The 18422-nt window shown below is 74.4% G+C and carries 16 protein-coding genes; 8 read left to right on the top strand and 8 right to left on the bottom strand.

Translation table 11 applies throughout. The annotated features are described in order from the left end of the window. Window positions 1–54: 54 nt before the first annotated feature. Window positions 55–1302, top strand: coding sequence for a class I adenylate-forming enzyme family protein (locus tag ACFUJ1_RS23300; protein ID WP_378648757.1), 1248 nt, complete (start codon window positions 55–57; stop codon window positions 1300–1302). An 8-nt stretch (window positions 1303–1310) separates the two neighbouring features. Here ACFUJ1_RS23300 and ACFUJ1_RS23295 read toward each other — a convergent pair whose 3' ends face one another. Further along, window positions 1311–2063, bottom strand: a complete 753-nt coding sequence (locus ACFUJ1_RS23295; RefSeq protein WP_378648755.1) for a tyrosine-protein phosphatase — start codon at window positions 2061–2063, stop codon at window positions 1311–1313. A 395-nt stretch (window positions 2064–2458) separates the two neighbouring features. Between ACFUJ1_RS23295 and ACFUJ1_RS23290 the strand changes: the two genes are divergently transcribed. Both ACFUJ1_RS23290 and ACFUJ1_RS23285 read left to right on the top strand, forming a co-directional pair. Next, a complete protein-coding gene (locus tag ACFUJ1_RS23290) occupies window positions 2459–2938 on the top strand; it encodes a TetR family transcriptional regulator (RefSeq protein ID WP_378648753.1) in 480 nt (159 codons plus the stop codon). A 47-nt stretch (window positions 2939–2985) separates the two neighbouring features. Then, window positions 2986–4188, top strand: a complete 1203-nt coding sequence (locus ACFUJ1_RS23285) for an amino acid deaminase/aldolase (RefSeq protein WP_378648751.1) — start codon at window positions 2986–2988, stop codon at window positions 4186–4188. Between the two features lie 104 nt (window positions 4189–4292). Here ACFUJ1_RS23285 and ACFUJ1_RS23280 read toward each other — a convergent pair whose 3' ends face one another. Further along, complete coding sequence (locus ACFUJ1_RS23280; protein ID WP_378648749.1) at window positions 4293–7418, bottom strand: AAA domain-containing protein; 3126 nt, start codon at window positions 7416–7418, stop codon at window positions 4293–4295. 85 nt (window positions 7419–7503) lie between these two features. Continuing rightward, window positions 7504–9447, bottom strand: coding sequence for a DEAD/DEAH box helicase (locus ACFUJ1_RS23275; protein ID WP_378648747.1), 1944 nt, complete (start codon window positions 9445–9447; stop codon window positions 7504–7506). A gap of 61 nt (window positions 9448–9508) precedes the next feature. On the opposite strand from ACFUJ1_RS23275, the gene ACFUJ1_RS23270 reads away from it, so the two are divergent. Both ACFUJ1_RS23270 and ACFUJ1_RS23265 read left to right on the top strand, forming a co-directional pair. After that, on the top strand, window positions 9509–10324 hold the full coding sequence (locus ACFUJ1_RS23270) for a carbon-nitrogen hydrolase family protein (RefSeq protein ID WP_378648745.1): 816 nt from the start codon (window positions 9509–9511) through the stop codon (window positions 10322–10324). A 12-nt stretch (window positions 10325–10336) separates the two neighbouring features. Further along, complete coding sequence (locus ACFUJ1_RS23265; protein ID WP_378648743.1) at window positions 10337–10984, top strand: phosphoribosyltransferase; 648 nt, start codon at window positions 10337–10339, stop codon at window positions 10982–10984. Here the strand turns inward: ACFUJ1_RS23265 and ACFUJ1_RS23260 are convergent, their stop codons facing one another. The 4 genes from ACFUJ1_RS23260 to ACFUJ1_RS23245 are packed head-to-tail and all read right to left on the bottom strand — an operon-like array spanning window position 10985 to window position 14095. After that, window positions 10985–11752, bottom strand: coding sequence for an ESX secretion-associated protein EspG (locus ACFUJ1_RS23260; RefSeq protein ID WP_378648741.1), 768 nt, complete (start codon window positions 11750–11752; stop codon window positions 10985–10987). Continuing rightward, window positions 11749–13050: a hypothetical protein gene (locus ACFUJ1_RS23255; RefSeq protein ID WP_378648739.1), complete on the bottom strand. Its 1302-nt coding sequence runs from the start codon at window positions 13048–13050 to the stop codon at window positions 11749–11751. The genes ACFUJ1_RS23260 and ACFUJ1_RS23255 overlap by 4 nt, the downstream gene beginning before the upstream one ends. Then, window positions 13043–13417, bottom strand: a complete 375-nt coding sequence (locus ACFUJ1_RS23250; RefSeq protein ID WP_378648738.1) for a hypothetical protein — start codon at window positions 13415–13417, stop codon at window positions 13043–13045. The genes ACFUJ1_RS23255 and ACFUJ1_RS23250 overlap by 8 nt, the downstream gene beginning before the upstream one ends. A 48-nt stretch (window positions 13418–13465) precedes the next feature. After that, complete coding sequence (locus ACFUJ1_RS23245) at window positions 13466–14095, bottom strand: alpha/beta hydrolase (RefSeq protein ID WP_378648736.1); 630 nt, start codon at window positions 14093–14095, stop codon at window positions 13466–13468. A 65-nt stretch (window positions 14096–14160) separates the two neighbouring features. On the opposite strand from ACFUJ1_RS23245, the gene ACFUJ1_RS23240 reads away from it, so the two are divergent. After that, window positions 14161–15039 carry an SMP-30/gluconolactonase/LRE family protein gene (locus tag ACFUJ1_RS23240; RefSeq protein ID WP_378648734.1) on the top strand — a complete coding sequence of 293 codons (879 nt, stop codon included), beginning with the start codon at window positions 14161–14163 and terminating at the stop codon, window positions 15037–15039. Between the two features lie 54 nt (window positions 15040–15093). On the opposite strand, the gene ACFUJ1_RS23235 is transcribed toward ACFUJ1_RS23240, so the two are convergent. Beyond that, window positions 15094–15864, bottom strand: a complete 771-nt coding sequence (locus ACFUJ1_RS23235) for a hypothetical protein (protein WP_378648732.1) — start codon at window positions 15862–15864, stop codon at window positions 15094–15096. Window positions 15865–16047: 183 nt separating this feature from the next. Here ACFUJ1_RS23235 and ACFUJ1_RS23230 point away from each other — a divergent pair, with 183 nt between their 5' ends. Both ACFUJ1_RS23230 and ACFUJ1_RS23225 read left to right on the top strand, forming a co-directional pair. Further along, complete coding sequence (locus ACFUJ1_RS23230; protein WP_378648730.1) at window positions 16048–17220, top strand: acyl-CoA dehydrogenase family protein; 1173 nt, start codon at window positions 16048–16050, stop codon at window positions 17218–17220. A 10-nt stretch (window positions 17221–17230) separates the two neighbouring features. Continuing rightward, entirely contained in the window at window positions 17231–18358 is a 1128-nt protein-coding gene (locus ACFUJ1_RS23225) for an acyl-CoA dehydrogenase family protein (RefSeq protein ID WP_378648728.1), read from the top strand. Window positions 18359–18422 lie beyond the last annotated feature (64 nt).

Here is an 18422-nt window from a genome sequence, read left to right as displayed (position 1 = left end):
TGATGTGGGTCATATAGTCGGAGGTGCCTGGACGGTAGAGGCACCGGAGGATCCATGTCGCAGCAGTTCATCGTCGAATTTCCGCTGTCGGCGCAGCACGTCTGCGACAACCCGCTCGCCCGCGGCGCGGACGGCGTGCTCCGCTACGGCAACCTGACCCCGGCGCTCACCGAGCTGCTCGACCTGCAGACGCACGCCTTCTCCAGCCGCGAGGCCGTGGTGGAGATCGGCGGGCCGCGGCTCACCTACCGGGAGCTGTGGCACTCCGCCTCGCGGATCGCGGGCGGGCTGCAGGAGCACGGCATCGGCTACGGCGACCGGGTGGCGGTGCACCTGCCCGGCGGCGCGCGCTGGGTGCAGGCCTTCCTCGGCGCGCTGCTCAGCGGCGCGGTGCCGGTCCTGGTCGACGCCACGCTGCCCGCCGCCGCGGCGGCCCGGGTGATCGCCGACAGCAGCGCCGACTTCGTGCTCGGCACCGGCGGCATCAGGAACTCCGCCGAGTCCGGCATGCCGGACGGCGCCGCCTTCATCGACGACGGCGCCGCGCTCAACGACCTCGCCCTGCTCTGCTACACCAGCGGCTCGCCGGCCCCGCGCGGGGTCGAGCTGACCAACGAGAACCTGCTCTCCGCCATTCGCTCGGTCGTCTCCGCGCTCGACCTGCCCACCGACGGGCTGCGCAACCTGGTGCTGCTGCCGCTGGCGCACGCGAGCGGCTGCGTCGACCAGGTGCTGCCCACCTTCGCGGTGGGCGGGACGGTGGTACTCGCGCCGGATCGGGCGCGGCTGGCCGAGGCGATCGAGACCGAGCGGGTGGACATGGTCTCCGGCACCCCGCGGATCTTCACCGAGCTGCTGCCCGCGCTCACCGCGGGCGGGGCCGGCCGCGAGCACGTGGCCAGGATCAGCAAGGCCGGGCACCGGGCGGACCGGGCCGCGGCGCCCGGCGTGCTCGCCGACGCGCTGCGCGCGGCCTTCCCCGAGGCCAGGCAGTGGTCGGTCTGGGGGGCAACCGAGACCAGCGGGATCGGACTCTCGACCGAGGACACGGCCGACGCCGCGGCGTTCCGCGCGACGGGCAGCGTGCTCGGCTTCCCGTTCGGCGGCACCGAGCTGGCGCTCTGGGGGCCGCGCGCGGACGCGGGCCACGGCGAGCTGCTGTGCCGCGGGCCCAACGTCACCCGGCGCTACTGGAACGACCCGGCGACCACCGCCGCCCGCTTCACCGGCACCTGGTTCCACACCGGCGACCTGGTCACCATCGAAGCGGACGGACTGGTCCGGCGCGGCGTCGCGCGCTGAGCGAGCCCTCAGTCGAGCAGGCGGGCGCGCAGCCTGTCGCGCAGCTCGCCGGTGAGGCCGAGCGCGGTGTAGTAGCGCTCCGGGTCGCCGTGGAACTCGCGCACGCCGTCGGTGGCGACGGCCAGGTACTCGGGGCGCACGCCGAGCAGGTCGGCGGAGACCTCGGTGTCCTGCTCGGCTCCCGCGGCGGCGATCATCTCGCGCAGCGCGGGCACCGCGTCGTTGCTGCGCAGGTAGTCGGCGACCACCTCGTCCTCGGCGACGCCGACCGCGCGCAGCAGCGTCGCCACCGCCCAGCCGGTGCGGTCCTTGCCCGCCGCGCAGTGCACCAGGGTCGCCCCGGTGCCGTTCGCGATCGACCCGGCCAGCTCGAGGATGGCCAGGTTCGCCTCCGGCATGGCCGGGAAGAGGCGGTAGACCTCGAGCATGTGCGTGCGGGCGGTGTCGGCCTGCCTGGCGTCGTGCGGCGGCGCCTCGCCCATCCTGGAGTCGAACGGGGTGACGGCGACGCGCACGCCGTCCGGGACGACGTCGGCGCCGAAGTGATCGATCTCACGAAGGCCGCGCAGATCGTGCACCGCGGTGACGTTCAGATCGCGGAGCTGCGTGAGCCCCCGTGCGTCGAGGTTGGCGAGCGAAGCGGAGCGGAGCAGCACGCCGGAGCGGACGGTGCCGCCCCCGGTGGTGCGGAGCCCGCCCACGTCACGGAAGTTGAAGGTGCCGGAGAGCCGCAGGTGGTCGGCGGAGGGCGAGACGGTCACGTTGCCCAGGCTAACGGTTGGTGCCAGGGTGTCACCGGGGTGCATGCCCTGCAACGAATCGATGTAGCCTGTGGCATCACGCACATCCGGACAGTGTGGTCCGGATTCGCCCGTAGAGTGGGCGATCGACGTGGCGGCACCGATGCTCTGCCCACGTCCGCCGTCGGTCGCCGACGGCCCGGAACGTGCTCCCCGCGGGGTTGGCGGCGAGCATGGTCGATTGCGAAGGCGTTCCGGTTGGATAACAAAACATTCTTTTAGTCTGGAATAACCGGTGAGCGCTGGGCTCAAACCCCGAAAGCACTTACCATTGCCGGATGATAGACCGGGAGTCCCGCAATTTCGGGGATGAGCGTTCGGTTTCCGGTGCTCCAGTTCTGTCGAGGGAGTCGTTGTTGAGCGTACGGGGAGAGATGGTGAAGACCCGGCTGCGGCCGACGATCTCCGAAGCGGTCGAGCAGGCTGCCGCTTCGCTCGATCACGGCGGCGTGCGCGGCCTCCGGGTGCTGCTGCACGCCGGGATGAGCGCGTACTGGCCGCTGGTCAAGGGCGCGCCGGTCAAGCAGGTGCGGGCCTACGAGGGCACCCTGCAGTCGCTGCGGCTGCGCTGGGAGGCGGGCGCGGGCTGCCTGCCGAGTACGGGCGCGGCCGGGATCTTCGCCGAGATGGATCGGCAGATGGTCGCCTTCCTCGAGCTGTGCGCGGAGCGGTCAGGGATGAAGTGGCTGGAGCCGGTGCAGGCGGTGGCCGCGTATGCCGTCTCGGTGCTGCACGGCACCGTGCTGCGCTGGCTCGCCGACTGCGACGACGAGACCATGCTCGTCGTGCTGGACGACCTGGTGAGCAGCCTGGCCGCGCGCGCCGTCGAGAACTGATCGGCGCTTTGCTGGACGTTTGACCAATTGGGTGGTCTAGTTACTGGGTGCCCGCCATCGACCTCGCGCGGCCCGCGGCCGCGACCCCGCCGATCGCCCGCCTGCATGCCGCGACGGCCGATCTCGACCCGCCGCTTGCCGCGCTCGACCTGAGCCGGTTGCGCGCCAATGCCGCCGATCTGGTGCGCCGCGCCGGCGGCACCCCGATCCGGGTGGCGAGCAAATCCGTGCGCTGCCGCGCGGTGCTCGAGGAGGTGCTCGGCGCCGGGCTGACCGCCTCCGGCGGCTTCCGCGGCCTCATGGCCTACTCGCTCAGCGAGGCATTGTGGCTGGTCCGGGCCGGTGCCGGGGATGTGCTGCTCGGCTACCCGACGGTGGACCGCGCCGCGCTGGCCGAGCTCGCCGCCGACGCTGCCGCCCGCGCCGCCGTCACCCTGATGATCGACGACCCCGCGCACCTGGAGCTGATCGCCGCCGCCACCGGTAACCGCGCCGGGCTGCGGGTCTGCCTCGACGTGGACGCCTCGCTGCGGATCGGCCCGCTGCACCTCGGCGTGCGCCGCTCCCCGCTGCGCACCCCCGAGCAGGCCGCGGATCTGGCCTACGCCGCGAAGCGCGCGGGGTTCGCGGTGGTCGGGGTGATGACCTACGAGGCGCAGATCGCCGGGCTGCCGGACGCCAACCCCGCGGTGCGGCTGGTGAAGCGGGCCTCGGCCGCGGAGATCGCGGGCAGGCGCGCGCGGGTCGTCGACGCGGTGCGGGCGGTCGTCGGCGAACTGGAGATCGTGAACGCGGGCGGCACCGGTTCGGTCGAGGTCAGCGCGGGCAGTGCGGCGGTCACCGAGGTGACCGCGGGGTCCGGGCTGTACGTGCCGACGCTCTTCGACAACTACCGCTCCTTCACCCCGCGCCCCGCGCTCTACTTCGCGCTCCCGGTGCTGCGCAGGCCGACGCCGTCGATCGCGACGGTCTTCGCGGGCGGCTACATCGCCTCCGGCCCGGCCGGTGCCGCCCGGGTGCCGAAGCCGGTGTGGCCGGGGCGGTTGCGGCTGCTCGGGGCCGAGGGCGCCGGCGAGGTGCAGACCCCGCTGGCCGGGGCGCGCGGGCTGCGGCTCGGCGACCGGGTCTGGTTCCGGCATGCCAAGGCGGGGGAGCTGTGCGAGCGCTTCGACCGGCTGTTCCTCGTCGACGCCGACGGCGGCCGCACCGAGGTGCCGACCTATCGCGGCGAAGGAAAGTGCTTCGGCTGAATTCGGTCCGGTAGTGGTGAGAATTGTTCGCATACCGATTGGTCCATTTATCTGTGACCGTCGGTATTGCGCACAAACTTCCGCCTGGAATTGTGTGGGTGAATTCAGCTCAGCCGCAGCAGCGCCGAGAGTTCGGCCAGTTCGGCCGGGTCGGCGGGCAGGTACTCGGTGAGCAGCGGTGAGCGGATGATGGTGGCGTGCCACAGGGCGCGGCCGAGCGCGGCGCGCAGCATCCGGGCGGCCACCAGCGCGCGCACCGCGCCGGGTGCGTCCACCGGCGCCGAGACGGTCGCCGAGACCAGCACCACCGCCGCCTCCCTGCCGCGGAACCGCTCCGGGGTGCCGACCAGCACGTCGTCGATCCTGGCGCGCTCCAGCAGGGTCCGGATCAGCGCCACCTGCGGGCCGTAGGGCGCCACCACGAAGATGTCGTGCGGGTGCAGCCTGCGGGCACCGCTCCCGCTGGTCCAGGTGCCGGTGAGCAGGGTGCGGACCCGGCGCACGACTTCCCGCGCCTCGGGTTCGCAGACGGTGCTGTGGCCGCGGTGCGGGATGAGCACGGTCTCGATGCCGGGCGGCACGACGTCGAGGGCGCGGCCGCCGGTCACCGTCCGCTCGGCGCCGAGCCGCCCGTCGTACCAGAGCGCGGAGAGCGGGCCGCACACCGCCGGGTGCAGCCGCCGGGTGCGGTCGAGCAGATAGCCGGTGGCGGCCGGGACGGTCCGGTGCGGTCCGATCCGCAGCCCGAGCGCCGAGCGCGGCGGCCCGGCGTGCTCCAGGTCGCCGAGCAGCAGCAGGGAGCGGGCGCTGACCGCGGCGGCCAGTGCGTCGGCCGGGGCGCAGCGGCCCGCGTCGGCGACGATGAGCAGGTCGAGCGCGCCGCGCGGCACCTGCGCGGGATCGGCGAAGTCGGCGGGCAGCCCGCCGACGACGCAGCCGTTCACCGCGGTCTCCAGGAAGCGCGGGTAGCGGGCGCCGTCGATCACCGCCCACTCCGGGGCCACCGAGATCACGTCCTTCTTGGCCACCAGCTCGGGGAGCACCCCGGCGCGCACGACGGCATCGAGCAGCTGCTCGACGGTGCGGTGGCCGTCCGGCGCGGTGATGCCGATCCGCCACCGGTCCCCGGTGAGCAGCCCGGCCACCACCCGCGCGATGGTGGAGATCTTGCCGGTGCCCGCGGGCGCCTGCACCGCGAGCACCGAATCGTCGAGCGCGCGCACGGCCTCGGTGATGGCGGCGGCGTGGTCGCCGTGCACCGGGGGGAGGCCGGGCAGGTCACGGCGCAGGCGCGGGGGGCGGCGGGCGAGCAGGTCGAAGGGGGCGCCCGCGGGCATGTCCGGGAGGGTGACCAGGACGGTGTCGGCGAGCTCCTCCAGGGCGCGGTCGACGGCGTGGTCCGGGTGCGGGGGGTGCGGGGCAAGGGCGATGGGCATGGCGTCGGAGGGCTCCCTCCCCTCGGGGAGCACCTCCTCCAGCCGGACGGTGTCGGCGAACTCGGTGTCGGGTGCGCAGCCGAGCACCACCGCGGCGGTGACCGTGCGCAGGCCGGGGGCGGCGGGGTCGGGGTGGTCGTAGTAGGCGTGCACGTGGGTGCCGGGGGCGGGGACGGTGGAACCGAGGCGGCTGCCCGCGCCGGTGCCGAAGCGGCCGGTGAGGGTGAGGTAGCGGCGCAGCCCGGTGCCGTGCGGGGGGCGGTGCCACTTGGTGTCGACGGTGCCCCACTCGGCGACGAGCACGCCCGGCTCGTCGGCCCAGTCCGCCACCGGGTCGGCGCGGCGCGCCCGGTGCGCGTCCCAGAGCGGGCCGCGCTGCCTGCGGTGGTGGCCGAGCGCATCGGCGAGCAGCGCCGCCGGGTGCCCGGAATCGGCGCGGGCGCGGGCGAATTCGGCAAGGGCCGCCTCCAGGGAGGAGGGGCCGTCCGGGTCGGGCGCGCGGGGGAGCGGGGGGCGGGGCGGGATGCCGTAGCGGTCCGCGAGTGCCCGCAGGGCGGCGCGGATGTGGAGGACGCGGCCGGCGTCGGTCTCCGCGCCGGGTTCGCCCGCGTCTCGGGGGACCAGGCGGTCCAGCGCGGCCGCTACCTGGGCCACCCGATAGACCGGCGCCCTGACCCCGGGCAGCAGCGGCTCCGGGGACGGCTCCGGCTCCCCGGCCAGGACCAGGGTGGAGCGCACGACGGGCGCGAGGTCGACGACGGCGTCCGCGGCGAAGAGCTCCTCGAGCAGCTCCTCGTCGCCGGGGCCGGTCTGGTGCGCGTGCAGCAGCGCGCGCACCTCGGCGCCGTGGTGGTAGAGGTGCGCGCCGGGGATCTCGGCCCGCAGCCGCTCGAGGACCGGCCGTAACCCGTTCGCGCCGAGGGGTACTCGCAGCGCGAAGTCCTGCCCCGCCACGAGGAGGGCGGGGCCGGGCGCGGCCGCGATCCCGATATCGCCCGGCGTGCTCGGCGGCAGCGCGGAGAGCGCGTCGGCTCCCGCGGTGTCGGCGACCGGGTGCCCGGCGGCGTCCGCGCGCACCTGCACCCGCGCCTGCCTGCGCAGTGCGGTCGCGGTGCGCACCGGCAGCCAGGGCAGCTCGGCGGTGGAGCTCGCCAGCCGGTCGACGGTGCCGATCCCGGCCGCGCGCAGCAGCGCCGCCGTGCCCGGGTCGATCCCGGCAACCAGCCCGACGTCGCGCGCGCTGCGCGCCGCCGCCCGGCAGGCGGCGCAGCGCCCGCAGGCCAGGTAGCGCGGGTCGCCCCACTGCACCGGGAGCAGCTCGGCGGACTGCTCGGTGACGATGTGCTCGAAGCGCGCCCGCCGCGCCAGGTAGACCGGGAGCGCGGCGTCGAGCGGGAGTTCGGTGCCGCCGATCCGCAGCACCGGTGCGGGCAGCGCGCCCGCGGCGCTCAGCAGGTCGGCGCAGGCCGCCAGCTCGAGCGCGGCGCGCACCGGGTCGGCGGCGCCCGCGGCGACCGGGGTGTACCGCACCCGGTGGTCCGCGCGGACGAGCCGCTCCGCGCCCGCGGCGGTACGCCCGTCGAAGAGCACGGCATCGGTGAGCTCGGCCGCCCCGCCGCGCAGCGCGGCAAGCGTGCGCTCGTTCCCGGCCAGCAACCGGTCCAGCTCGGCGGCGGAATCCGCACGCGGCGCGGCGATCTCGGCGTCCAGGGCGCGCAGCACCGTGAATTCGCAGCGCGCGGCAGCGATCAGGTCGGCCGGTGCGGCGACGACCACGTCACCGATGACGAGCAAACGCGGCCCTCCTGTCTCGTCGCGGGCTCACCGGTGTCGGCGAATCGACGGCAACACTACGGTGCTCACCGCGCGAAACGGGGGATCAGGACCGCGGTTTGCGCCGCTCCGGCGCGCGCCACGGACCCTCGCGGCGCGGCCCGCGCGGCATCGCGCGGTGCTGCGGCGAGCCGTGGTCGAGCTGCAGCTGGATCAGCACGCCGCTGATCCTGGTGCGGCGCAGCGCCTCCAGCGTCTCGGCGGGCAGGTTCGCGGGCAGCTCGACCAGGCTGTGGTCCGGCCGGATGCTGATGTGCCCGAAATCGCTGCGGCGCAGCCCGCCCTCGTTGGCGATGGCGCCGACGATCGCGCCGGGCACCACGCGGTGCCGCTTGCCGACGCTGATCCGGTAGGTGGCCAGCTCGGCGCCGGTGCCGCGGTGATGGCTCGGGCCGCTCCCGCCGCCCTCGTCGTCGAAGCTGCGCTGCCGCTCCGGGCGCTCCCGGCGCGGGCGCTCGACCGGCTCCGGCTCGGGCTGCATGAAGAAGTTCTTGCCGTCGTGCGAGCCGACCGCCAGCGCCGCCGCGATGTCGATGAGCGGCGTGTTGTGCTCGCGCTCGTACTCCTCGATCAGGGTGCGGAAGAGCGCCAGGTTCTCCGAGGAGAGGTTGTCGGTGATCGCGTCGCCGAACTTGCTGACCCGCTGCGCGTTCACGTCGTCGACGCTGGGCAGCTGCATCTCGGTGAGCGGGTGCCTGGTGGCGCGCTCGATCGACTTGAGCAGGTGCCGCTCGCGCGGGGCGACGAAGAGCAGCGCCTCGCCGGAGCGCCCGGCCCGGCCGGTGCGGCCGATCCGGTGCACGTACGACTCGGTGTCGTGCGGGATGTCGTAGTTCACCACGTGCGAGATGCGGTCGACGTCGAGGCCGCGGGCGGCGACGTCGGTGGCGACCAGGATGTCCAGCGCACCGGACTTGAGCTGCCCGATGGTGCGCTCGCGCTGGTTCTGCGCGATGTCGCCGTTGATCGCGGCGGCGGAGAAGCCGCGGGCCCGCAGCTTCTCGGCGAGCTCCTCGGTGGCCTGCTTGGTCCGGACGAAGAGGATCATCGCCTCGAACGACTCGACCTCGAGGATCCGGGTCAGCGCGTCCAGCTTGCGCTGGTGCGAGACCTGCACCCAGCGCTGGGTGATGTTGGTGGCGGTCGAGGTCTTCGACTTGACCGTGATCTCGACCGGGTCGTGCAGGTACTGCTTGGAGATCTTGCGGATGGCGCCGGGCATGGTCGCGGAGAAGAGCGCGACCTGCTTGTCGTTCGGAGTGTCGGCGAGGATGCGCTCGACGTCCTCCTGGAAGCCCATCTTGAGCATCTCGTCGGCCTCGTCGAGCACCAGGTAGCGCAGCCCGGAGAGGTCGAGCGTGCCCTTCTCCAGGTGGTCGATGACGCGGCCGGGCGTGCCGACCACCACCTGGGCGCCGCGGCGCAGCCCGGAGAGCTGCACGCCGTAGCTCTGCCCGCCGTAGATGGGCAGCACGTTCAGCCCGGGGATGTGCGTGGCGTAGCGGCCGAACGCCTCGGCGACCTGGATCGCGAGTTCGCGGGTCGGCGCGAGGACCAGCGCGCGCGGCTTCCGGTCCGCGGTGTCCAGCCCCATCAGGATCGGGATGGCGAAGGCCGCGGTCTTGCCGGTGCCGGTCTGCGCGAGGCCGACCACGTCGGCGCCTGCCAGCAGCGGCGGGATCGTCGCGGCCTGGATCGGCGACGGCGACTCGTAGCCGACGTCGGCGATGGCGCGCAGGATCCGCTCATCGATGCCGAGTTCGGCGAAGGTGGGTGGTGCGTCGGCTGCGGGCTCCGCGGGCGAATCGGCGCTGGTCTCGACGGGCGAATCGGCGCTGGTCTCGACGGTGGAGCCGCCCTGGGTGCTGCCGGTGGAACCGTGCGTCGCCGCTGTGACCGGGCTGCCGGTCGCGAAATCGCCGGTCGTACCCTCGCCTTGGCGGGGGTCCCCATTGTCGCCGGGAACGGTGTCGACCTCATTGATGCTCATTGACCAGCAGTTTACTGCGTGGCGGTGGTCTCACCCGCAGCCGGGCCATACCGTGGTTCCCATGTCGTCACCGATCGTCGCGGTCGTCCAGTTCGCGCCATCCACCGACCCGGCCGCCAACCTCGGCGCGCTGCGCGAACCGGTCGCCGATGCCGCCGGGCGCGGCGCGGCCGTCGTGCTCGCCCCCGAGTACGCGATGTACGCGGTGACCAGGCTCGACGAGCGGGTGGTCGCGGTCCGCGAGCCGCTCACGGGGCCCTTCGTCACCGGGCTCGGGGCGCTGGCGAAGGAGTTCGGCGTGCACCTGGTGGCCGGGATCGTGGAGGAGGTGCCGGACGAGCCGGAGCGCATCCACAACACCCTCGTCGTGCTCGACCCGAGCGGCGAGCTCGTCGCCACCTACCGCAAGGTGCACCTCTACGACGCCTTCGGGCACCGCGAGTCCGAGGTGGTCAAGCCCGGCGCCATCACCGAGCCGCCGGTGTTCACCGTCGGCGACACCGTGTTCGGGCTGCAGACCTGCTTCGACCTGCGCTTCCCCGAGGGCGCGCGGCGGGTGGCCGCGGCCGGTGCGCAGGTGCTGCTGCTGCCCGCGCAGTGGATCCCCGGTCCGGGCAAGGTCGACCAGTGGACGACGCTGCTGCGCGCGCGGGCCATCGAGAACACCGTCTACGTCGCCGCCGCCGACCAGGCCGAGCCGCGCGGCGCGGGCGCGTCGATGATCGTCGGCCCGGCGGGCGCGGTGCTCGCCGAACTCGGCGCCGAGCCCGGTGTGCTCACCGCCGCCGTCGACGCCGCGGAACTCACCGCCGTCCGGCGCGCGAATCCGAGCCTGGAGCTGCGCCGATTCGCCGTGGTGGAGCGCGTTCCGGAGTAGCGTCGAGGGACGATGATCTACACCGATCGGACTTCGGCCGGTCGTGTGCTCGGGGGCGAGCTGGCCGAGTGGGGCCTCGTCGCGGAGGCGGGAGCCCCCGGTCCGCTGCTGCTCGGGCTGCCGCGCGGCGGCGTGCCGGTGGCGGCCGGTGCGCGCGAAGTGGTCGGGGGCGCGCTCGACATCCTGCTGGTCCGCAAGCTCGGGGTGCCCTGGCAGCCGGAGCTGGCGGCGGGTGCCATCGGCGAGGACGGCGCAAAGGTGCTGAACGACGACGTGCTCGCGCAGACCGGGCTGACGCGGGTGGCACTGGCCGGGGTGGAGGTCGCCGAGCGGGCCGAGCTGGAGCGGCGCCGCGCCACCTGGCGGGCCGGGGCGGCGGCGGTGCCGCGGGCCGGGCGGGTGGTGGTGCTGGTGGACGACGGCATGGCGACCGGGGCGACCATGGTGGCCGCCTGCCGGGTGCTGCGCCGCCAGCGTCCGGCGCTGGTGCTGGTCGCGGTGCCGGTCTCCTCGCCGGAGGCGCTGCGCCGGGCCGCCGCCGAGGCCGACGACGTGGTGTGCCCGCTGGTGCCGGAGCAGCTCGGCGGGGTCGGCACCGCCTACGAGGACTTCCACCAGCTCGCCGACGCCGAGGTCACCGCGGTACTGCGGGCGCGCTGATCACCACACCGCGCGCGGCGTCACCCGGCCCGCTGCGGTGAGCATGGGCCGCAGCCTGCCCGCGAAGCTCTCGGCCGTGACCGGGGTGACCTCCACCTCGGCGCCGGTGCGCACCGCGTAGCGGCCGTCCCCGGCGACGTCGATCCAGCACAGCACGCCGAACGGCGCGAGCGCGCCCGCGTCGCGGCGCACCGAGACCACGATCTGGCCGATGCCGTCGCGCGGGGCGCGGAGCAGCCTGCGGATGCGGGCCGGCACCGAGGGGCCGGAGACCGGGACGGTCACCAGGTCGCGGCTGTCCTCGGTGACCCGGGCCAGCGGGGCGGTGAGCGCGGGCAGGGTGCCCGCGCGGTTGCGCGGGAGCGGGGTGATCATCCGGGACGCGAAGGTGCCCGCCGAGCCGACCGCGATCCGGAGGTCGCCGCCGCGGTCCGGCGCGGAGCCGGGCAGCTGCGCGACCACGACCGCGATCTCACCCGCCACCGCCCCGAGCACCCGGACCGGGGCTCCCAGCCCCTCCGATGCCGGTCGGCCCGGCCCGTAGCCGAAGACCTCGACGCGCAGGGCGGGGCGGGCGAGCACGCGGAGCGCCGCCTCCAGGTCGGCGTCCAGGTGCTCGTCGCGCCAGCGGTGCAGAGCGGGGAGCTGCGCGGCGCGCTCGACATTGTCGGCGGCGGAGAGCCGCACCGCGAGCGGGTACGGGATGCGGTCCCCGTCGGTCCGGCGCCAGGCCAGCGCGAACTGGTCCGGCGTCAGCGTCCGCCTCACTCGCGCTCTGACCACTCCCCGAGCACCGGGGGCGTGGTGGGATCGAGCGAGCCGATGAGCGTGCCGTTGTCGTCGCCCGGCTCGAGGTAGGTGAGCTCCTCGTCCGGGAAGTGCAGGTCGTCGTCGGGGTCGGCGACCTGCGGCCGCGGCGGCAGGTGCGCGCTGATCCCGTGGCCCGCGCGCGTCGTCTCCGAGGCCGCCAGCGCGCCGCCGAGCAGCCCGCCCATGGCGCCCGCGCCGAGCCCGGTGACCGCCTCGGTGCCGCTGGACTCGCGCGGTTTCGCGGTACGCCGCTCGTCCTGCTGCTGCTTCTTGCGATCGTCGGCGGGCACGGTCGGCGGGATGACACCGGGAACGCCGGCCGAGACCGGCGCGGTGCCGCTCGCGAAGTGCGGGGTTGCCGTGTGCGGGACGGTGATGTGCGGCACGGAGGTACCGGCGAACGAAGCCGCGACGGTGCCGGCCGGTGCGACGCCCGCCGCCTCAGTGGCGGCGGCGGCCGTGCCGGACTCCGCACCGGCCGGTGTCGCCGTACTCGCGGCTTCGTCCGCCGGCGTGGCCGAATCGTCCGCCGCGGCAGCGGCCCCGGCAGCCTCGTCGTCCGCCGTGGCGCCGGTGGCGAGTGCGACGGGCGCGACGATCGGCGCAACTCCGGCCTCGCCGCCGGACCCGCCGCGCGCACTCACCGTGGCATCGGCGGAAGGCGCCGCACCGATCCCACCCGGCGCGTCGAACTCCGGGAACGCCGGAATCCCGTTGCCGGTGGGCAGGAAGGCGCCCGCGTAGACGTCCTCCATCACCCGGACGACATCGAGCCTGGCCGTTTCCGCCGCTTTCTGCGCCGCCACATTGGCCGCCGCGCTCCCCGGATCCAGCAGCGCCGCCGCCAGATCCGGCTCGCCGGCCGCGGGCGCGCCGACCCCGGCGCGTACCGCCTCGGCGGCGTCACCGGCCCGGTTCAGCCGCTCGCCCACCACGCCCATGACATCGGCGAGTTCCCGCCCGCGCTGCTCGAACGCCGCGACGGCGGCGGCCGCGGTCGCGGCGGCAGGCCCGCGCCACCCATCGGCCATGGCCGCGCGCACCTCGGCGCCCGCGGCCTCGACGGCGGCGGCGAGCCCGGCGCCGGAACCGCGCCAGAGCCGGCCGCCCGCGTTCAGCGCGGCCGGGTCGAGCAGGTTCACCGCGGCGTGCAGCTCCCGGTGCGAGAGGTTGTCGAAGGTCTCCACCCGGGGCGCGTAGTCGGGATCGGTGCGCAGGTGCTCGCCGCGCTGCGCGGAGCGGGGCAGTTCACGCATGGTGCACCGCGGGCACGCTCGCCAGTTGCCCGGCCGCGGTCACGTCGGCGGCGGCGTAGGCCGCGCCCGCCGCGCGCAGCGTGGCCGCGAGTTCCCGTGCGCCCGCCGCGTATTCGCGCAGCGCGGTGACCGCGTTCCCGGCCTTGCCCTCGAAACCACCGCGCAGCGCCGCGCCGGAGGCGAGGCCGCCGAAGCCGGGCAGCGTGCCCGCCGCGGCGAGCGCCGCGATCTGCTCGTCGACCCGGTCGGCCAGCTGCTCGTAGCGCTGCGCGCAGCGCTCCGGCGCGCCGTCGGCGACCAGGACCCCGTCGATCCACAGTTCGCCGTCGTCCACCGCCGTGCGCAGGACATCCACCTTGGATCGCATCGCAAGCCCCCTCTCCGGGGCGCCGCGGTCGCGCCGGCGCCGTCCGTTTCACCGAACCGGATGCGACCGCCCCTCCGTCACATCCTGTACCCACGCCGCGATGTCCGCGCCGACCTTCGCGTGTACCGGCTCGTGCAGCAGATCGTGGCCGGCGTCGGAGTACTCGCACAAATGTACCGACTCGTGGCGCGCAGTCCAGTCCCGGACGGGATCGATCGGCGTCCGCCGGTCGTCGACGCCGTGCACGGCGAGAACGGGCAATCCGGGCGGCGGCGGCGCGGCGATCGCGCGCGGCGGCGTGCCGCAGAGCACCAGCCCGGCGAGCGCGGGCGCGGAATCGGCGAGCAGCCCGAGCGCGGTGGCCGCGCCCAGCGAATGCCCCATCAGCACAAGCGGTTCCGCCGGGCGCTCGGCGCGCACCGCGCCGAGCAGCGCGGCGGCGTCGGCGGTGAGCTCGGCGAGCGTGCCTGGCGCGGCCGGATCGCCCTCGCTCAGCCCCTGCCCGGCGGTGTCGAGGAGCCAGGCCTCGATCTCGGCCCGGCCGAGCAGGGCGGCGAACCGGTGGTAGTGCCCGCTGTGCTGCCCGCTGCCGGGCAGCAGCACGAGCACCGCGCGCGGATCGGCCAGCGGACGGCGCCGATAGTGCAGCCTGCCGCGTGCGCCGGTGAGGTAGGGCATGCGACGATCATGCCCGCGCCGCCGGGGACCGAATCCGCCCGGCCCTGTCGAGCCGAGGTCACTTCGTGAAGTTCCGCACCGCCGTCCGGCTTCCCCTGCTCGCCGCGGTACTCGCCGCCGGGACGGCCGTCCCCGCCGCGCACGCGGCACCGAGCTGCGCACAGGCCGGGGTCGAGGTGGCGGTGCCCGCCGGGGTTCCGGTGCTGGACTGGTCGGAGAACCTGACCGTCGACGCGGCCGGGAACCTGTGGGTCGCCCGGCTGTGGCGGCAGCAGCTGCAGCGCTACGACGCCGCGGGTGCGCTCACCGCGACCGTTCCGGTCGAGTACCCGGGCGCGCCGCGGCTCGGGCCGGACGGCCTGCTCTACGTGGTCTTCGGCGACGCGCCGGTCGCGGGAGACCGCGGCGGCGTGCTCCGGCTCGACCCGGCCGCCGCCACCCCGGTGCCCGAGGTCGTCGTCACCGGGCTGACCATGCCCAACGGCGCCGACTTCGGCGCGGACGGGCAGCTCTACGTCGCCACCGCCACCGGCGTGGTCCGGCTGCGGGCCGACGGCACGGTCGACCCGGGCTGGTCGATCGATGCCCCCGCCGCCAACGGCATCGCCATCGACGGTGACACCGCCTACGTGACCAGCAACGGCGACGCCCTCGGCCGGGTCTCCCGCGCTCCGCTCGCGGATCCGGCCGCGCACACCGTCGTCGCGGATCTCACCGCTGCCGGGCTTCCCGACTACGTGGACGACCTGCTGAACCACGACGGCGCGCTGTACGCGGCGACGCTCACCGGCAGGCTGGTCCGCGTCGACCCGGCCACCGGCGGCACCTGCGCGGTGCTCGGCACCCAGCCGCTGACCGCGCTCGCCGCCGACCCGGCCCGCCCGGACACCCTGCTGGCGAGCACCGAGGCCGGCTCGATCCTGCGGATCACGCCGGGCGAGTAACCCCCGCTCACCCCGGGTCGGTAGCGCAGGGGAGCCGAGGACGGCTCGGCGCGCTCAGAAGGTGGGCAGCGGGATGACCGGAAGCTCGGGCAGCGGGATGCCGGGCGGCGCGGGCGCGGGCTCCGGGGCGGGCTGCGGGGCCGGCGCAGGCTGCGGAGCCGGAGCCGGCTCGGGGGCCGGGGCCGGGGGAGCGGGCACGTCCGGCACGACGAAGGTGCCGACCGTCGGCGTCATCACGCAGTGCGCGCCGGGGTAGTCGATGACACCCCACATGGAGGCGATCACCGTGCCGGGACCGCTGTTCACCGTCTTGGACAGCGTCGGCAGGTTCAGCTCGGTGTGGTCGTCCAGCGGATCCATCCCGCTGACGCCGGTGTTCACGTTCACCCAGGCGACGGCGAGCCCGGAGGCGAGCGGCGCGCCCGAGTGCGCGGGGGAGGCGGTGAACCGCAGCTGGCCGGGGCGCAGGTCGGCACCTGCCGAGTTGGCCTGGGTGCCGTCGGTCACCCCGGCCGCGATGATCGTGGTGATCGGGCCGTTGCTGCCGCAGCCGAAGGTCGGCGCGGCGTAGGCGAACGGGGTGAAATTACTGGCGATGTCGCGCAGCGCGGCCACGTCGACCAGCTCGGTGTAGTCGCGCAGGGCGCCGACGCCCGCCCTCGCGCTCGCGTCCTCACCCGCCGCCGCGGTGAGTTCGGCGATCCGGTCGCGCACCGTCGCCTCGGTGTCGGCGGTCGCCCCGCCGGCGAGCACCCCGGCGAGGCCGAGCGTCATGCCGAGCGACGCCGCCGTCGCGGCGATCCGTGCGGTGGACTTGCGCTTCACTCGAACACTCCTCGATGCGGCTCCCGTTTCGCCAGCAACGTACCAGGTGGGCCTGGTTTCCACCGGGCCGCTCCGCACCGCAAACCGCGATATCGCCCGCACCTCGTGTGATCCAATCGACTCGGTGTATTACCGGGGGGTAGGGTTCGAGTCGGATGAAACGAGACACAACGGGAGCCTTGTATGAAAATATCCCTGTCCTCCGATGAGGTTGCCTTCCGCGACGAGCTGCGCACGTTCTACCGGACGCAGATCCCCGAGGAGATCCGGGAGCGGGTCAAGTACGGGCGGGAGATCTCCCGCGAGGACGTCGTGACCACGCACAAGCTGCTGAACGACAATGGCCTCGCGGTGCCGAACTGGCCCGTCGAGTGGGGTGGCAAGGACTGGACCCCGATGCAGCGGCACATCTGGCAGGACGAGATGCAGCTCGCCTCGGTCCCCGAGCCGCTCACCTTCAACGCCCAGATGGTCGGCCCGGTGATCGCGCACTTCGGCTCGCAGGAGATCAAGGAGCGCTTCCTGCCGCCCACCGCCGCGCTCGACATCTGGTGGTGCCAGGGCTTCTCCGAGCCGGACGCAGGCTCGGACCTCGCGTCGCTGCGCACCACCGCGGTGCGCGACGGCGACTCCTACATCGTCAACGGCCAGAAGATCTGGACCACCCTGGCCCAGTACGCCGACTGGATCTTCTGCCTGGTCCGCACCGACCCGGGCGCCCCGAAGAAGCAGGCGGGCATCTCGTTCCTGCTCTTCGACGTCAAGAGCCCCGGCGTCACCATCCGCCCGATCAAGCTGATCGACGGCGGCCACGAGGTGAACGAGGTGTTCTTCGAGAACGTCCGGGTGCCCGCCGACCAGCTGGTCGGCGCGGAGAACATGGGCTGGACCTACGCCAAGTTCCTGCTCGGCAACGAGCGCACGAGCATCACCGCGGTCGGCCGCAGCAAGGTCAAGCTGGCGGTGGCCAAGGAGTTCGCGGCGCAGACCAAGTCCGGCTCGGGCACGCTGCTCACCGACCCGATCTTCGCGGCCAGGATCGCCGAGCTGGAGAACGAGCTGCTCGCGCTGGAGCTGACCCAGCTGCGCGTGGTCTCGCACTCCGAGGAGGGCAAGCCGAACCCGGCCTCGTCGGTGCTCAAGCTGCGCGGCTCGGAGCTGCAGCAGGAGGTGACCGAGCTGCTGCTCGACGTCGCCGGCCCGGACGGCCTCCCGGTCGGCGCCGGTGACATCGCCTCGCCCGAGTGGGCGCAGCGCAGCGGCCCGGCCTACCTGAACTACCGCAAGACCACCATCTACGGAGGCTCCAGCGAGGTGCAGCGCACCATCATCGCCTCCACGATCCTCGGACTGTGAGGGGCGAGCCATGGATTTCGAGCTCACCGAAGAGCAGGCGCTGCTCCGCGACACCGTGCGCGACCTGCTCGCCAAGAATTACACCGCGGAGTCGCGGCTGAAGGTCGTCGAGACCGACCTCGGCTGGAGCCGGGACGTCTGGGGCAGGCTGGCCGAGCTCGGCGTGCTCGGGCTGACCTTCTCCGAGGAGGACGGCGGCGTCGAGGCGGGTCCCGTCGAGGCCATGCTGGTCCTGGAGGAGGTGGGCCGCAGGCTGGCCCCCGAGCCGCTGCTGGACGCGGTGATCGTGCCCGGCGCGCTGATCACCCTCGTCGGCACCGCCGAGCAGCGGCAGGCGATCCTGCCGGAGGTGGCCGCGGGCAGCCTGCTGCTCGCCTTCGCGCACGGCGAGCCCGGCTCGCGCTGGCCGGACCTGGAGCTCGGCACCACCGCGACCGCGGACGGCGACGGCTACCGCCTCTCCGGCACCAAGAACCCGGTGCCGCACGGCGACAGCGCGGACCGCATCGTGGTCAGCGCGGCGCTGCCGGAGGGCGGCACCGGGCTGTTCCTGATCGACCCGGCGGGCGATGGCGTGCAGCGCACCCCGTACCGCACGCTCGACGAGCGCCGCGGCGCCCAGCTGGTCCTGGACGGCGCGCAGGCCGAGCTGCTCGGCACGGCGACCGACGCGAGCGCGGCCATCGCGGCCGCCGAGCTGCGGGCACACGCCGCGTTGAGCGCCGAGGCCATCGGCGCCATGGAAGAGGCGCTCCGGCTGACCAGCGAGTACCTGCGCACCAGGAAGCAGTTCGGCGTCACGCTCTCGAAGTTCCAGACGCTGACCCAGCGCGCCGCCAACATGTACGTCTCGCTGGAGCTGGCGCGCAGCATGAGCCTGTACCTCACCGCCGCGCTCGCCGACGGCTCGGAGGACCCGGTGATCGCGTCCCGCTCGCGGCTGCGGATCGCCCGCTCGGCCAGGCACGTCGGGCAGGAGGCGGTGCAGATGCACGGCGGCATCGGCGTGACCACCGAGTACCCGGTGAGCCATTACGTCGCGCGGCTCACCGCCATCGAGCGGACGCTGGGCGGCACGCTGGAGCACCTGCGGGTGCTCAGCGACCGGGTGGCCGACCACACGCTGGTCGAGCTCTAGATCGGTGTCCGGACGCGGGCGGCCGGGCGACGGGCCCGCCGCCCCCGGCCCGCACCAGGGCTTG

The organism is Nocardia sp. NPDC057227 (assembly GCF_042669725.1).
GTDB classification, from domain to species: Bacteria; Actinomycetota; Actinomycetes; order Mycobacteriales; family Mycobacteriaceae; genus Nocardia; species Nocardia asteroides_A.
Note: the sequence above shows the minus strand (reverse complement) of the source record. Positions and strands in the feature narration are given on the sequence as shown.